Genomic DNA, 15708 nt, shown 5'->3' on the forward strand with positions numbered 1-15708 from the left:
GATCTTGGTGTACTGGTCCCGGGTCCCGCTGGGCTGCGCCGGGCTAGGGGTACGGCGCATCCCCGGGCGAGGGCCCTTCTGTCGGCACTGTCGCCAGCAGGGCTTGGATCTCCGTGACCCGGGGGTCGCCGAGGCGCTGGCTGACGGTCAGCGCCTCGGCCCAATGGCCGCTCGCTTCGCGGTCGCGGCCGGTGCGCTGCTTGAGACGGCCCAAGGTGATCTGGACGTCGATGGTCCCGTAGTCGGCGTTCAGCTCCTTGAGCTCGGCCAACGCGTCGAGACCCGCCTTCTCCGCTTCGTCGTGCCGTCCCGCTCCGGCGAGCGCCTCGGCGACGTTCCCCAGCGCCAGCGCCGCGTGGTAGCGGTCCCCCAGTTCGGCGAAGGCTTCGTGTGCGGCCTCGGCGGCTTCGGCCGCGTGGTCGTAGTCGTGCAGGCCGATGCGGCTGGCGCTGACGTTGAGCAGCGCGTGCGGGACGAACGTGCGCTGCCCGTGGTCGCGCGCGAGGTGGACGGCCTGGAGGGCGTAGCGCTCGGCTTCGGCGTACTCCGCGCGGACGTAGTAGGCGCCGGCGAGGTTCGACAGGATCGCCACGGCCAGCGCGGTCCCGCCGCCCGACTCCGTGGCGGCGCGGGCTTCCTCGAGCGCTTCCAGTGCTTTGTCGGGCTGCAGCGTGCGCAGGTAGGCCGAGCCGAGGTTGTTGGCGCTGTACTGGAGGCCGGTGTTGTCGCCGGCCTCGCGGGTCACGGCGACGGCCGCGCGCGCGGTGGTGATCCAGTCGTCGCGGTCGTGGCGTTCGGCGAAGAAGCCGCGCAGCAGCCACGCGAGTTTCCAGGCGTGCGCGGTCCAGCCGCGGCCGGCGGCGATGCCGACCAGTGCGGTGAGGGCCTGGCGTTCCGTGGCGTACCAGGCGATCGTCTGCTCGTGCTGGGTGAAGCGGACGGCGGGCAGCGGCGGTGGGCCGAGGGTGATGTCCTCGGTGAGCAGGTCGGGGCGAACCAGCTTGTTGGCCTCCGCGACCGTGACGAGGTACCAGTCGAGGAGCCGGCGCAACGCGGCCGCGCGGTCTTCCGCCGTCGTCTCGGTTTCGACGAGTTCGCCGGCGTAGACGCGCAGGAGGTCGTGGAACTGGTAGCGGTCGGTGCCGGGCTGGTTGAGCAGGTGCGCGGCGGCGAGCTGGTCGGCGAGTTCGCGGGCTTCGCGCAGGTCTGCGCCCGCGAGCGCGGCGGCCGAGGACAGGCTGAACCCGTGGCCGGGGTGCAGGCCGAGCAGCCGGAAGAACCGCGCGGCGGCCGGGCGGAGGGCCTTGTAGGACCAGGAGAACGCGGCGCGCAGGTCGGTGCCGGCGTCCTGCGGGTCGCGCAGGGTGTCCAGGCGCAGCCGCTGGTCGCGGAGTTCTTCGACGATGCCGGCGAGCGAAACGCCGGGGAAGCGGGAAGCGCGTTCTCCGGCCAGCGCCAGCGCGAGCGGCAGGCGCCCGCAGAGCTGGAGGAGTTCGGCGACGGCCCCGGGTTCGGCGGCCAGGCGCCGCGGGCCGACGCTGCCGGCGAGCAGCGCGGCGGCGTCGCCGTCGTCGAAGGACCGCAACGCGATGCGGCGGGCGCCGTCGCGCGCGACGAGGCCACGCAACTGGTTTCGGCTGGTCACGACGACGAGGTTGCCGGAACCGGGCAGCAGCGGGCGGACCTGGTCGGCGTCGCGGGCGTTGTCGAGCAGCATGAGCGTGCGGCTGCCGTCGAGCCGGCTGCGCAGCAGGGCCGAGCGTTCCTCCACTGTGGAAGGCACGGACTCGGGCGGGACGCCGAGCGCGCGGAGGAAGCCGGCGAGCGCGGCTTCCGGTGTCACGGGGGTGGCCGCGGAGTGGCCGCGCAGGTCGAGGAACAGCTGGCCGCCGGGGAACCGGTCGCGGACGCGGTGCGACCAGTGCACGGCCAGCGACGTCTTCCCGACGCCGGCGGTGCCTTCGATGACGACGATGCCGGACGCGCCGCCGGGCGGGAGCCGGTCGAGCTCGGCGATTTCGGGACCGCGGCCGGTGAAGCCGGCGACGTCGAAGGGCAGCTGCCGCGGAACGGTGTGCCCGGCGGGTCCGGCGTCGGCGGCGAGCAGTTCGGCGTGCAGCCGCCGCAGGTCTTCGCCCGGTTCGACGCCGAGTTCGTCGGCCAGCAGGGCCCGCAGCCCGGCGTAGCGCGCGAGTGCTTCGGCCCGGCGCCCGGACCGCGCGAGGGCGCGGACCAGCCGTTCCCACAACGACTCCCGCAGCGGGTGCTGGGCGACGAGGTCGGTGAGCTCGGCGACGAGCCGCGCGTCGGGCACGAGCCCGGTGTCGAGGTCGATGCGCTGTTCGACGGCGAAGAGGTGCCGTTCGGTGAGCAACGGCCCCCATTCCGCGGCGAGCGCGGGCGACCCGACGCCCTCGAGGGGAGCCCCGCCCCAGGTGGCGAGCGCGGCGGTGAGCAGCGCCCGCCGCTGCGCGGGTTCGGTGGTGGCGGCGGCCTGGTCGAGGGCGCGCAGGAAGCGCAGCGCGTCCACCCGGGACGGGTCGACGACCAGCCGGTACCCGTCCGGCTCGGTGACGACGGTGTCTTCACCGCAAAGCCGGCGCAGGCGCATGACGTAGGTCTGCAGGCTCCCCCGGATGTGCGCGGGCGGCGTCTCGCCCCAAACCCCGCGCGCGAGCGCATCGATCGACACCAGCCGGCCCGCGGCGAGGGCGAGGGTCGCGAGCAGCGCGCGCTGGCGGGAGCTCGTCAGCACGACCGGGGAACCGCCGACGAGCACCTGGAACGGGCCGAGCAGCCGGATGTCGATGGTGGTCGCCCCCAGGTGAGCCGTCACGCGCCGCCGGACCCGCACGCGGGCCCCGAGGAACGCAGCGTGGCATCACTCGGCCGGGCGCTCAAGCAACTTTGCGAAATTGGGCGGAACCGGTCCCGGGGCGGGGGTTGCGCCGAGCGGGTGGCGTGCGGGTTCCGTTCGGGATAGCGGAGTTGGCGGTGAGTGACTTTCGTGAGCAGGCGGTTCGCCAGCCGGGCTTTCGGTTCGCTTTGGGGGCTCGGGGATCGCTTTCGCCGCGGGCCGGTGCGAGCAGCCGACCCGCGGCGTGGGCGCCGACCGACCCACCCGGTCCGGGCTTCGCGGGTGGGGATCGCTTCCGCCGTACCTGTTCAGCGAAACCAGCCAAACTGTGTGACCTGCGACCAGGCCTACCCGGCCCGGCCTTAGTCCGGAACTCCGCGGGCGCGGATCGCTTCCGCCGCACCGGCCCGGGCGAGAGCAGCCGGAACCCGCCGCGTGGCACCAACCGGCCGGTCCGGGACTCCGCGCGCGGACCGCTTCCACCGCACCCACCCGGCGAAACCAGCCAAACCACGTAACCCCCGACCAGGCCTACCCCGCCCGGTCCGCAACTCCGCGCGCGGATCACTTCCACCGCACCCACCCGGCGAAACCAGCCAAACCGCGCGACCCCCGACCAGGCCTACCCCGCCCGGTCCGCAACTCCGCGCGCGGATCACTTCCACCGCACCCACCCGGCAAGACCAGCCGGAACCCGCCGCGTGGCACCAACCGCCCCCCGGCCCGGAACTCCGTGCGCGGGGATCGCTTTCGCCGCACCTGTCCCCGGACATGCGGCGGGGCCCCGCGCCCTTCGCACGGGGCCCCGCCGGAAAGTCGATCGCCTGAGCAGGGGTCGCCCCCTGGGGCCCCCTGATTTCACGTTACCGCAGGGGTCCGACAGTTTTCGGTGGTCAGCTCTTCTTCGCCGCGGTCGAGGTTCGCTTGGCCGGTGCCTTGGCCGCGGTGGTCTTCCGGGCCGTGGTCGTCCTGGCAGCCGGCTTCGCCGCCGTCGTCTTCGCCGCGGTCGTCTTGGCAGCCGTGGTCTTCGCCGCAGCAGGCTTCGGCGCGGTCGCCTTCGGAGCCGCCTTCGCCCGCGTGGTCGTCTTGGCCGCGGCCGCCTTCGGGGCCGCTGCCGCGCGAGTCCGCGTGGTCGCCGGCTTCGCCGTCGTCGCGGCCGGCTTCGCCGCCGCTGCCCGGGTCCGCGTCGCCGTCGCCCGGGCCGCCGCCGGCTTCGCTGCCGCTGCGCGCGGTGTCGTCGCCCGAGTCGTCGTGGACGCGCGGTTCCCCGCGGCCGCCCGCTTCGCCGGCGTCGCCTTCGGCAGCTTCTTCGCCCCGGAAACGACGTCCTTGAAAGTCGTCCCGGCCCGGAACGCCGGCACGTTCGTCTTCTTGACCCGCACGGCTTCACCGGTACGCGGGTTCCGGGCCGTCCGGGCCGCGCGGGCGCGCTTCTCGAACACGCCGAAGCCGGTGATGTTGACCTTTTCGCCCTTGTTGACCGTCCGGATGATGATGTCGACCAGACCGTCGACCGCCTCGGAAGCGGCCTTCTTGTCGCCCAGGCGCTCCGTCAGCGCCTCGATCAGCTGGGCCTTGTTGGCCATTCCAGTCCTCCAAGAAGGGAGTACCCGTCCTCGGCCCGGTCGGCCGACCAGCACACGGTATTACCAAGGCAGCACAAATTCCAAACGGCACGCGGACCCTTTCCCTTGCCCCGGGGCGGGTTCCGCCTCGCGAAGAACGCCTCGCGAGGGCCGTTCGGCATCGACTGGACGCAACCGCGAAAACGGCGGGATCCCTTGAACCACAAGGGATCCCGCCGAAGAGTGGACTAGCCCGCCGCGATCGGCGTCGTCGTCGGCTTCCAGGACGGGCGGCCGCCCTCGAAGGCGTCGATCTCACCGGCATGGCGCAACGTGAGAGCGATGTCGTCCAGGCCCTCCAGCAGGCGCCAGCGGACGTAGTCGTCGATCTGGAAGGGCGCGGTGAAGTCCTTGGCCCGCACGGTCTTGGTCTCGAGGTCGACCGTGACCTCCGTGCCGGGCTCGTTCTCGAGCAGCTTCCAGAGCAGTTCGACGTCGTGCTGCTCGCACTGCGCGGCCACCAGGCCGCCCTTGCCGGAGTTGCCGCGGAAGATGTCGGCGAAGCGGGCCGAGATGACGGCCCGGAAGCCGTAGTCCATCAGCGCCCAGACGGCGTGCTCGCGGGAGGAACCGGTTCCGAAGTCCGGTCCCGCGACCAGCACGCTGCCGGCCTTGAACGGCTCGGAGTTGAGGATGAAGTCCTCGTCACCGCGCCAGGCGGCGAACAGGCCGTCCTCGAAGCCGGTCCGGGTGACCCGCTTGAGGTAGACCGCCGGGATGATCTGGTCGGTGTCCACGTTGGACCGGCGCAGCGGGACGCCGACGCCGGTGTGCTGGGTGAACGGTTCCATGGTGGGAGCTCCTCGGGTGGGTCAGCGGGCGGCGGTCAGCAGGTCTTCCGGCGACGAAAGCGTCCCCCGGACGGCCGTCGCGGCGGCCACCAGCGGCGACACCAGGTGCGTCCGGCCGCCCTTGCCCTGCCTGCCCTCGAAGTTGCGGTTCGACGTCGACGCGCTGCGCTCGCCCGGCTTCAGCTGGTCCGGGTTCATGCCGAGGCACATGGAGCAGCCCGCCTGGCGCCACTCGGCGCCGGCCTCGGTGAAGACGGCGTCGAGCCCCTCGGCTTCGGCGGCTTTGCGGACCCGCATCGAGCCGGGGACCACCAGCATCCGGACCGACTCCGCCACCTTGCGCCCGCGCAGCACCTCGGCCGCGGCCCGCAGGTCCTCGATCCGGCCGTTGGTGCAGGAGCCGAGGAAGACGGTGTCCACCGCGATCTCCCGCAGCGGCGTGCCGGGCTTGAGATCCATGTAGGACAGGGCCTTCTCGGCCGCGACGCGGTCGTTCTCGTCCGGGATCTGCTCCGGGTCGGGCACGTCGGCGCCCAGCGGCAGGCCCTGGCCGGGGTTGGTGCCCCAGGTCACGAACGGCGTCAGCGCGCCCGCGTCCAGGTGCACCTCGGCGTCGAACTCGGCGCCGTCGTCGGTGCGCAGCTGCCGCCAGTTTTCGACCGCCGCGTCCCAGTCGGCGCCGCTCGGCGCGTGCGGGCGGCCCTTCAGGTACTCGAACGTCGTCTCGTCCGGGGCGATCATCCCGGCGCGGGCGCCGGCCTCGATCGACATGTTGCAGACGGTCATCCGGGCTTCCATCGAGAGCGCCTCGATGGCCGAGCCGCGGTACTCCAGGATGTAGCCCTGGCCGCCGCCGGTGCCGATCTTGGCGATCACCGCGAGGATGACGTCCTTCGCCGTGACGCCGGGGCGCAGCTCGCCGTCGACCGTGATCGCCATCGTCTTGAAAGGACGGAGCGGCAGCGTCTGGGTGGCCATGACGTGCTCGACCTCGGACGTGCCGATGCCGAAGGCGATGGCGCCGAACGCGCCGTGCGTGGAGGTGTGGCTGTCGCCGCAGACCACGGTCATGCCGGGCTGGGTCAGGCCGAGCTGCGGGCCGATGACGTGCACGATGCCCTGCTCGGCGTCACCCATCGGGTGCAGCCGGACACCGAACTCCTTGCAGTTGCGCCGAAGGGTGTCGACCTGGGTGCGCGAGACCGGATCGGCGATGGGGAGCTCGATGTCGACGGTCGGGACGTTGTGGTCCTCGGTCGCGATGGTCAGGTCGGGGCGGCGCAGCGGCCGCCCGGCCAGCCGGAGGCCGTCGAAGGCCTGCGGGCTGGTCACTTCGTGCAGCAGGTGGAGGTCGATGTAGAGCAGATCCGGTTCGGCGCCTTCCCCTCGGCGCACGAGGTGGCTTTCCCACACCTTCTCCGCCAGTGTGCGGGCCTTGCCGGTCGGGCTGGTCATCTCCGGCTCCTTCCACGGTTCGACGTCGGAACTCGGGCGCGCACCGCGGGGGCGAATGCGAGCCGCGAAGGAGGAGCGCAGCTCGAGTTCAGGGTTTTCCCAGATGCTGGACTTCCCAAAGTGCGGGACGCTAGTATCGGGTCGTGGGACAGCATAGCGGTATCGGAGTACTGGACAAAGCAGTGGCCGTGCTGCAGGCGGTCGCGGACGACCCCTGCGGCCTCGCGGAACTCTGCACGCGAACCGGTCTGCCGCGGGCCACCGCGCACCGGCTCGCGGTCGGGCTCGAGGTGCACCGGTTGCTGCGCCGCGGTCCGGACGGGCGCTGGCGCCCCGGTACGGCACTGGCCGAACTGGCGGGCGGCTCGACGGATCCCCTGCTCGACGCGGCGGGCGTGGTGCTGCCGAAGCTGCGGGACGTCACCGGCGAAAGCGTGCAGCTCTACCGGCGCGACGGCGTCCAGCGCGTGTGCGTCGCGACGGCGGAACCGCCCAGCGGCCTGCGCGACACCGTCCCGATCGGTTCACGGCTGCCGATGACGGCCGGTTCGGGCGCGAAGGTGCTCGCGGCGTGGGCGGACCCGCACACGCAGCGCACGATCCTGGCCGACGCGGTCTTCGGCGAGCGCACGCTCCTCGAGGTGCGCCGGCGCGGGTGGGCCCAGAGCGTGGCCGAGCGCGAGCCCGGCGTGGCGAGCATCTCGGCACCGGTGCGCGATTCGGCGGGCACGGTCGTGGCGGCGGTGTCGGTGTCCGGCCCGATCGAGCGGATCGGCCGCAAGCCGGGCGCCCGCTGGGCGGCCGACCTCCTCGCGGCGGCGGACGCCTTGCAGGAACGGCTTTAGGGAACCGCGCCGGCACTCGGGCTTGACCGGTTTCGAGGTGCACCGTTCGGGGGAACCTCGCGAAAACCGCGTATTCGGTGACGGCGGTCACGTCTCTTCAGGGTCGGAACCACCTGAGGGGGATGGCCATGCTGAACAGACGGGCACTGGCGATGTTGCGGGCGGTCGGCGCCGGCCGCGCCGAGCTGACCTGCAGTTGCGAACCGGACCTGCGGGTCGACGGCCTGCCGTGCTGCGACCAGTCCACCGCGCACGAGCTGGCGCGGGCGGGGCTGATCCGGCCGGCGCGGGTCGTGGCCGTCGGGCAGTGGGCGCGGGCGGAGCTCACCGACGACGGGCAGCGGGCGCTGGGTGGCACCCTCGCCGCGGCCTGAAGCAACCTTCGGGCAGGCTCGCGCGTGTACCCGCCGAGGACACCGCGAGGGGGACCCATGAAGTTCGTTCCGGGACTGCTCGGCGCCTGCCTGCTGCTGACGGCGTGTTCGGGCACGCCACCGGCCGCGCCGCCGACCGTGACGGTGACGGCACCCGCGACCCCGTCGGCGGCCACCGCCGACCCGGCCGTGCTCAGCTGGATGGACGGCTTCTGCTCCGCGATCCACGGCTACCGCGACCGCACCAACGACGAGGCCGCTCCCGGCAAGCCCGAGCCGGGCTCGGTGGCCGAAGCGCAGAAGGTGCTGAGCGAGACGCTGGGCGGCATCGCGGCCCGCACCGGCGAGGTGGTCGACAAGCTCACGGCCCTGCCCCCGGGCCCGGTCCCGACCGCCGAGAAGGTCCGGCAGGCGTTCGTGAAGAAGTACACGACGGCCCGCGACCACGCGGCCGAGGCGAAGAAGGCCCTCGACAGCGCCCGGCCCGGCGACGGCGCGTCCCAGCTCCCCGCGGCGGACGCCGTCACGCGCGCGCAGCAGGACCTCGACGGGGCGTACGACCCGATCGCGCCGATGGTGGACTCCCCGGACCTGATACAGGCCGCCGCGACGGTGCCGGGCTGCAAGGGCTGACCCGTGCGCGAGCCACCTGGCCATCACCGCGTCAACGACGCCCGCAGCGGCAAGGACCGCGAAGAGTCGCCGACCGAGACCGTGAACCCGCCGTGCACCGGCTGCCACGCGTGGCCGGCCGTGTCCCACACCGAGAAGTCGCGCGCGGCCAGCCGGATCGTCACGCGCTGGGACTCCCCCGGCGCCAGTGAAACCCGCGAGAACCCCTTCAGCTGCCGAGGCGGTTCCCCGGCCGCCGCCGGGAAGCCCAGGTACAGCTGGGCGACCTCCGCACCCGCCCGCCGTCCGGTGTTGCGGACCGTGAACGTCGCCGTGGCGCCGTCGCCCGTGGTGCGCACCGACAACCCGGAGAACGCGAACTTCGTGTACGACAGCCCGTGCCCGAACGGGAACAGCGGCGCCCGGTCCTGCGCGTCGAACCAGCGGTAGCCGACCTGCAGCCCCTCCGAATAGGTCGCGACACCACCGACACCCGGGAACTGCGCGGGCGTGTTCGCCGGGGTGTCCGCGTCCGCCGCCGGGAACGTGATCGGCAGCTTGGCCGAAGGGTCGACGTCGCCGAACAGCACGCCCGCCACCGCCGCGCCGTCCTGCTGGCCGGGGTACCACGCCTGCAGGATCGCGGGCACCGAAGCCGCCCACGGCATCAGCACCGGGCCGCCGCTCTTCACCACGACCACCGTGCGCGGGTTCGCCGCGGCGACCGCGGCCACCAGCGCGTCCTGGTTGCCCGCCAGCGCCAGGCTCGGCCGGTCCTTGCCCTCGGTCTCGTCGTCCCCGACCATCACCACGCTGACGTCCGCCGTGCGCGCCAGCTCCGCCGCCCTCGTGACGTCGCTGCCGTCGTCGAGCGTCACGGCAGCACCGGGAACGCGTTGCCGGAGCCCGGGCAACGGGTCCACTGTGGACGTCGGGATGACCGCCGAGCTGCCACCGCCACCGGTCTTGGCCTTGGTCGCGTACGGGCCGATCAGCGCGATCGACTTCACCGCACGGTCGTCGAGCGGGAGCTGGGCGTGCTCGTTGCGCAGCAGCACCATGCCGCGTTCGGCGAACTCCTTCGCGGCGGCGTCGTGCTGCGCGGTCGGCAACGGCGAGAGCACCGGCGGGTGGTCGAACTGCCCGAAGGCGAACATCGTGCGGAACCGCGGCAGCAGCAGCTCGTCGACGCGCTGTTCGGTGACCTGCCCGGCGAGCACGGCCTGCTTCATCCTGTCGCCGTACCAGGTGCCGTCGATCATCTCGAGGTTCATGCCCGCGGCCGCCGACCCGAGGGTGCTGTGCGCGGCACCCCAGTCCGACTGGACGAACCCCGTGAACCCCCAGTCGTCGCGCAGCTTGCCCTGCAGCAGCGCCGGGTTCTCGCACGTGAAGATGCCGTTGATCTTCGGGTACGCGCACATCACCGAGCCGGCGTGGCCTTCGACGACCGACTGCTCGAAGTGCGGCAGGTAGATCTCGTTGAGCGTGCGCTCGTCGATGTGCTCGTCGACGCTCTGCCGCTGCGTCTCCTGGTTGTTCGCCGCGTAGTGCTTGACCTCGGCGATCGTGCCGTTCTCCTGGATGCCGCGGATGTCGGCGGCGGCCAGCGCGCCGGCGAGCACCGGGTCCTCCCCCATGCCCTCGAAGGTCCGGCCGTTGCGCGGGACGCGGGCGATGTTGATGTCCGGCGCCTCGGACACGTTGTGCGCGAGCGCCCGGGTTTCGCTGCCGATCAGCCGGCCGTACCGGCGTGCGACACCGGTGTCGAACGTCGACGCCAGCGCCATGGTCGCGGGCAGCGCGGTCGCCGGCTTCTGCGGCTTGTCGTCGGCCGGGCCCATGCCCGCCGGGCCGTTGGCGATGCGGAACCCGGGTACGCCGAGGCGCGGGATCGGCGGCACGTACCGCTGGTGCTCCGCGTCGGGCTGCAGGTGCAGCTGGGAGATCTTCTCGTCGAGGGTCATCGCCGCGATCAGCTCGGCGGCCCGGCGATCGGGCGGCTGCCCGGCTTCGCGCCAGGGTTGGGCAGCCGCCGCGGCGGGCGTCGCCAGCGACAAACCCAGGACGACAGCGAGAACGAGCCGGCCGTTGCGCATCGGCCAAGCTAACCCCATACATGAGCGGGAAACATAGACGCGACGATGTTCACATACATGAAATTTCCCGCGGGCTCAACCGTTTCCCCGGCTCAAGCGTGGGAGGAGCACGAAGGAGAGGGGACGAACCATGGTCAAGAAAACCCTGATCGGCCTAATGGCGGCGAGCGCGGCGACGGTCGCGCTCGCGGCCCCGGCGAGCGCGGCCGACGTCAGCTGGGGATTGACCCAGCAGGTGGAGCCGGGCGGCCGGGTCGACGCGGAAACCCACGCGGCGCTGAGCGGCTGCTCGCCGAAGACGGCGGTCACGTCGAAGGGGTTCGCGGCGCCGCTGGTGTTCACCGAGGGCGGCAACTTCGGCCGCGCCGGCGGCCACACCACGGCGATCACGACGCCGGGCAAGTACACCGCGCAGTTCACCTGCTCGGACGGCCGCGTGGCCACCGGCAGCTTCACCATCCTCGGCACGCCGCCGCCGAGCAGCTCGGCGCACCCGAAACCGCCCACGACCAAGCCGAAGCCACCGGCGACGTCGAAGGCACCCAAGCCGGCGAAACCCCAGGTCGCGGTCAAGCCGGCCGGTGCGCCGCAGACGGGGGACGGCTCGCTGAGCTGATCCGCCACCCCGGACACCCCGGGACGGCGCGCGCTCCCAGGCCCACCGTCCCGGGGCCCCGGCGTCAGCGAGCGGCCGCCAGGCGCAGCGCGCGGTAGACGAACTGCTGGTCGCCCAGCCGGTGCCGCAGGTCGCGCTCCAGCCCGGCGATCGGGTACAGGTTCTGCGGCGCGCGCGAGTCCTTGTAGGCCACCGACGCGAACCGCCCCAGCACCGACTGCGTGAGGTTCGCCAGCCCGGCCACCTCCGCGCGTCCGAGGTGCGGCGCCGCCTCCACCCGCACGACCCCCGACCACGGCGGGCCGCCGACGGACGGCAGGCGCAGGTACCAGGAGTGCCGGACCCAGCTCGTCCCCATCAGGAACACCGGTGTCCGCTGGTGCGGCCCGAGCGCGCCGACCATCGCGTTGAGCTCGCCGGGCAGGTAGGTCGTCTGGTGGCTCTTGATGAACCCGACCGCCCGCTCGAGGTGCGCGCGCCCGCGCAACGGCCCGTCCACGACCAGCAGATCGCTGCGCACGTGGCTCGCCGTGCGCGCCCGGACCGCCGTTTCCAGCTCGGCTTCGGCCAGCTGCTCCTGCAACGCCGAGGACAGCACCACCGGCAGCGGCTTGTCTTCCTTGGGCGCCGCGCGGTGCGCCGTGTAGACGCCCGCCGGGGTCGCGATGTCGTCCGCCTGCGGCGCCACCGTGAACAGCCCGCGCCGGACGTCGGTGCCGACGACGTGCGCCTGCCCCTCGCAGCAGCACACCACGCCGGCCGCGTAGGACGCGCAGATCCCGATCGACGCCGAGTTCGTGCCCGCCGGGTCGTCGATCCAGACGCGCGCGTCGATCCGCCGGACGCCGTCGACGAACAGCACGGCCTCGGGCGGCGTCACCGGGGACGGGTCGATCGGCGCCCACTCGTCTTCCGGGACTTCGACGTCGAGCTCGACCTCGGCCTGGGACCGGCCCAGTTCCTCGGCCTCCATCGAGCTGCCGTAGCCCGGGTCCCAGGTGTCGATGCTGAAGTTCATGCCTGCCACGGCGGTCATGCGCCCTCCCTGCCGATGTGCGAGCCGGACCCGTCGCGGGTGACCAGGAACCGCACCGGGACGCGCTCGGCCAGCGCCGGCACGTGCGTGATCACCCCGACCATCCGGGAGCCGGTGGCGGCGAGGTTCTCCAGCGTGGACGCCACGACGTCGAGGGTGGCTTCGTCCAGCGTCCCGAAACCTTCGTCGAGGAAGATGGACTCGAGCCGGGTCGCGCCCTCCGCGGCCATCGCGCCGAGCTGCGACGACAACGCCAGCGCCAGCGAAAGCGACGCCTGGAACGTCTCCCCGCCGGACAGCGTCTTGACCGGGCGCCGCGCGTCGGCCTCGTTGTGGTCCACCACCAGGAAATCGCCCTTGTCGTGGGTGAGCTCGAACTGGCCGCCGGAGAGTTCGAGCAGCGACGCCGACGCCTCGGCGACCAGCGTGTCGAGCGCACCGGCGATGAGCCAGCGCGGGAACTTGTCCGAGCGCAGCAGATCCGCGAGCAGCCGCGCGACCTGCGACTCCGCCTCCGCGGCCGCGATGTCGGCCTGCAGCCCCGCCACGTGCGCCACGCGCCGCTTCATTTCCGTGTGGTCGGCTTCGGCGCGGGCCCGCGCGGTCGCGAGGGCCACCGGCGCCCGGTCCCGCACCGATCCTTCGGGCAGCTCGACCTCGAGCGCGGTGATGTCGCCGGTGACCGCGCGTTCGGCCGCCCGCAACGCTTCGGCGGCTTCGCCCTCGGCGGTGCCGGCGGCGGCCAGCCGGTCGCGGTGCTCGTTCGCCTGCCCGGCCGCCCAGTCCGTCAACGCGGTCCACGCGCCGAGGAGGCTTTCCCCGTGGATCGGCGGAGCACCCAGACCGACCAGGGGATCCCGCGCGCGGGACAGCCGCTGCCGTTCGGCGGCGACCTGTCCGTCGACGCGGGCCTGGGCTTCCGACGCCTGTTTCGCGGCGGCGCGGGCGGTCCGCAGGTCGGCGTCCGCCTTCTTGGCGGCTTGTTCGAGTTCGGCGACCTTCGCGAGCTGCTCGGTGACCACGTCGGCGGCGGGCGCACCGTCCAGCATCGAGCCGAGTTCGGCGTGCCGGCGCCGGGTCGTCGTCAGCGTGGTGCTCGCGGACTGTTCGGCCAGTGCCGCTTCTCCCGCCTGCTCACGGCGCTGCTCGGCGGCCCGCTCGGCGGAGGCGAGGTCGTCCGCCGCGACGACGGCTTCCTTGCCCGCGGCTTCGGCGGCCGCTTCGAGCGCGGCCAGCGCGGTCCGCCGGTCCTCGACCGCCGACGCCGCCCACGACGTCAGCAGCCGCCAGCCCGCCGGGACGTCTCCGGTGTCGACCGCGGGCGCGCCCAGCTCCACCAGGGGATCGCGGGCCGCCCGCAGGGCTTCCTTGGCCGCGGCGAACGACTTTTCGACGACGTCGGCCTCGCGCTGCGCGGCCGCGCGGCCGGTGCGGGCCGCAGCCAGCTCCCGGTCGGCGGCGGTCGCGGTCTCGGCGACGCGGGTGCGGGCGTCGATCGTCGCCGACAGCCACTCGCCCCGCTCCCGCACGGCCGTGACGAGATCCGCGTAGTCCTGCTCGGAAAACGCCGCCTCGACCGGGCGGCGCAGGACCACCGACTCCGGCGGTCCGGCCACTCCCGCGAGCACCTCGCGCAGTTCTTCCGCCTGCGCGGCCGCCGACGCGGCGGCGTCGGCGTCGCGGTCCACGGCCCGTTCCAGCTTGCGCAGCGCGGACTCGGCGGCGGCGCGGGCGGCTTCGGCCCGCTCCAGGCGTTCCCGCGCCTCGGCGAGGTGGGCGTGCCCGCCGGCGTCGGGCAACGTCGCGACTTCCTGCTCGCACACCGGGCACGGGTGCCCGACGGCGAGCCCGGCCCGCAGGCCCAGCGCCTGCCCGGCCCGGTCGGCTTCGGTCACCGCCGCCTTCGCCGCGGTGACTTCGGCGTCGGCATCGGCGAAGGCGCTTCGCGCCGCTTCGAGTTCCGTCCGGCGCGCGGCCTGCTCGGGCGCGGCCTTGCGCTGGGCTTCGGCGACCGCGTAGAGCGTCCGGGCGTCGGAGCGCGCGGCGGCCAGCGGGGCGACGTCGGGCTGCGCGGCCAGCGCCGCGCGGGCTTCGGCGTCGGCGGTCTCGGCGGCGCGCAGGCGGGCATCGGCCTCGGCCGTGCGCTTCGCCACCCGCGCCGCCTCTTCCGACAGGTCGCCGAGATCCGCGGGCGGCCGCACCCCGCTCAGCCGGTCGCGTTCCCGGCGGGACGCCTCCGCCCGCGCGGCCGCGTCCTCGGCGGCGCGCGCGGTGGTGTCCCGGGTCTTGCGGGCCGCCTCGACCGCGGCCACGGCTTCGGCGACCGCCTCCGACGCGGCCGTCCTCGCCTCCGTTGCCGCTTTCGCCGCTTCCTCCAGGCCCGGGAGTGCCTTCTCGGCTTCGGCGAGTTCCGCGCGGGCGGCGCGGATCCGTTCCAGCTCGCCGCGGTCCGGCGCGGCGGCCAGCGCGGCACGAGCCGCTTCGTCCGCCGCCTCACCGGCTTCGAGCCCCGCCCGCGCAGCCGTCGTCGCGTCGACCGCCGCCCGGCGCCGGGTTTCGAGGTCTTCGACGCCGTCCGGGCGTTCCAGCGCGTCGAGGACGCTCAGTTCCTTCGTCAGCGCGGCGACGCGTTGCCGTGCTTCGTCGTGCGCGCGGGTCGCGTCGTTCAGCCCGGGCAGGGCCGCGGTCACGCGCGCGTCCAGCTCGGCGAGGGCGGTCATCCGCGCGGCGAGCGCGTCGACGGCCTCCGCGGTCGCGTCGGCGTAGCTGCCCAGCTGTTCGGTGAGGACGGCCGCCCGCTGCTTCTGCTGCTCCGCCGTCACGCCGGCGCGGCGGCCGATCCGCTCGTAGACCTCCAGGCCCAGCAGCTTGATGAGGATCTTCTGCCGGTCGGCGGCCTTGGCGTGCAGGAACTCCGCGAAGTCGCCCTGCGGCAGCGCCACGCAGGTGCAGAAGTGCTTGAACGTCAACCCGAGCAGGCGTTCGACCGCCGGGGTGACCTCGGAGTCCGCGGCGACCGGGTCGGCGTCGTCCTCCGGCCCCCCGAGCGCGGCGGGGTCGACCAGCCGTTCCAGGCGGACGTTCTTGACGCTGACCGTGGGTTTCTTCCCGCCGCTGCGCCGGACTTCCCGCACGACGTGGTAGCGCGTGCCACCCGCGTCGAACACGAGCCGCACGGTGGCCCGGTTCGCCGTCGGCGCGAGCGCGGGCGCGACCAGGCCTTCGTGGTCCCAGCGGGCGACGGAGCCGTAGAGGGCGAAGGTGAGCGCGTCGATCACGGTGCTCTTGCCCGCGCCGGTCGGCCCGACGAGGGCGAAGTAGTCGGTGTCCGCGAAGCTGACTTCGGTCTTCTCGCGGAAGGACGCGAAGCCGGTCATCTCCAGCAGCACTGGCCGCAT

Annotated in this window: 11 protein-coding genes; 4 read left to right on the forward strand and 7 right to left on the reverse strand. The window is 73.6% G+C overall.

Annotated elements, in window-relative coordinates; genetic code table 11:
• Window positions 1–43 precede the first annotated feature (43 nt).
• From AB0B33_RS21315 to leuC, 4 genes are all read right to left on the reverse strand, one after another.
• On the reverse strand, window positions 44–2836 hold the full coding sequence (locus tag AB0B33_RS21315) for a BTAD domain-containing putative transcriptional regulator (RefSeq protein WP_360774338.1): 2793 nt from the start codon (window positions 2834–2836) through the stop codon (window positions 44–46).
• 914 nt (window positions 2837–3750) lie between these two features.
• Window positions 3751–4443, reverse strand: coding sequence for an HU family DNA-binding protein (locus AB0B33_RS21320; RefSeq protein WP_360774340.1), 693 nt, complete (start codon window positions 4441–4443; stop codon window positions 3751–3753).
• 227 nt (window positions 4444–4670) lie between these two features.
• A complete protein-coding gene (gene leuD / locus AB0B33_RS21325) occupies window positions 4671–5273 on the reverse strand; it encodes a 3-isopropylmalate dehydratase small subunit (protein ID WP_247013411.1) in 603 nt (200 codons plus the stop codon).
• A 21-nt stretch (window positions 5274–5294) separates the two neighbouring features.
• Window positions 5295–6728: a 3-isopropylmalate dehydratase large subunit gene (leuC, locus tag AB0B33_RS21330; RefSeq protein WP_360774344.1), complete on the reverse strand. Its 1434-nt coding sequence runs from the start codon at window positions 6726–6728 to the stop codon at window positions 5295–5297.
• A 143-nt stretch (window positions 6729–6871) separates the two neighbouring features.
• Between leuC and AB0B33_RS21335 the strand changes: the two genes are divergently transcribed.
• The 3 genes from AB0B33_RS21335 (at window position 6872) to AB0B33_RS21345 (ending at window position 8580) form a co-directional block, all read left to right on the forward strand.
• Window positions 6872–7573, forward strand: a complete 702-nt coding sequence (locus tag AB0B33_RS21335) for an IclR family transcriptional regulator (protein WP_163046815.1) — start codon at window positions 6872–6874, stop codon at window positions 7571–7573.
• A gap of 122 nt (window positions 7574–7695) precedes the next feature.
• A complete protein-coding gene (locus tag AB0B33_RS21340) occupies window positions 7696–7947 on the forward strand; it encodes a hypothetical protein (RefSeq protein WP_360774347.1) in 252 nt (83 codons plus the stop codon).
• 57 nt (window positions 7948–8004) lie between these two features.
• Window positions 8005–8580: a hypothetical protein gene (locus AB0B33_RS21345; protein ID WP_360774350.1), complete on the forward strand. Its 576-nt coding sequence runs from the start codon at window positions 8005–8007 to the stop codon at window positions 8578–8580.
• A 23-nt stretch (window positions 8581–8603) separates the two neighbouring features.
• On the opposite strand, the gene AB0B33_RS21350 is transcribed toward AB0B33_RS21345, so the two are convergent.
• On the reverse strand, window positions 8604–10658 hold the full coding sequence (locus AB0B33_RS21350) for a glycoside hydrolase family 3 C-terminal domain-containing protein (RefSeq protein ID WP_360774353.1): 2055 nt from the start codon (window positions 10656–10658) through the stop codon (window positions 8604–8606).
• A gap of 130 nt (window positions 10659–10788) precedes the next feature.
• On the opposite strand from AB0B33_RS21350, the gene AB0B33_RS21355 reads away from it, so the two are divergent.
• Window positions 10789–11274 (forward strand): hypothetical protein, encoded by a 486-nt coding sequence (locus AB0B33_RS21355; protein WP_360774356.1) that lies wholly within the window; start codon window positions 10789–10791, stop codon window positions 11272–11274.
• A 64-nt stretch (window positions 11275–11338) separates the two neighbouring features.
• Here AB0B33_RS21355 and AB0B33_RS21360 read toward each other — a convergent pair whose 3' ends face one another.
• On the reverse strand, window positions 11339–12310 hold the full coding sequence (locus tag AB0B33_RS21360) for a hypothetical protein (protein ID WP_247013428.1): 972 nt from the start codon (window positions 12308–12310) through the stop codon (window positions 11339–11341).
• Window positions 12307–15708 carry an SMC family ATPase gene (locus tag AB0B33_RS21365; RefSeq protein WP_360774360.1) on the reverse strand — a complete coding sequence of 1134 codons (3402 nt, stop codon included), beginning with the start codon at window positions 15706–15708 and terminating at the stop codon, window positions 12307–12309. The genes AB0B33_RS21360 and AB0B33_RS21365 overlap by 4 nt, the downstream gene beginning before the upstream one ends.

Origin of the sequence: Amycolatopsis sp. NPDC049159, from assembly GCF_040648295.1 — a bacterium.
Classification (GTDB): Bacteria; Actinomycetota; Actinomycetes; order Mycobacteriales; family Pseudonocardiaceae; genus Amycolatopsis; species Amycolatopsis pretoriensis_A.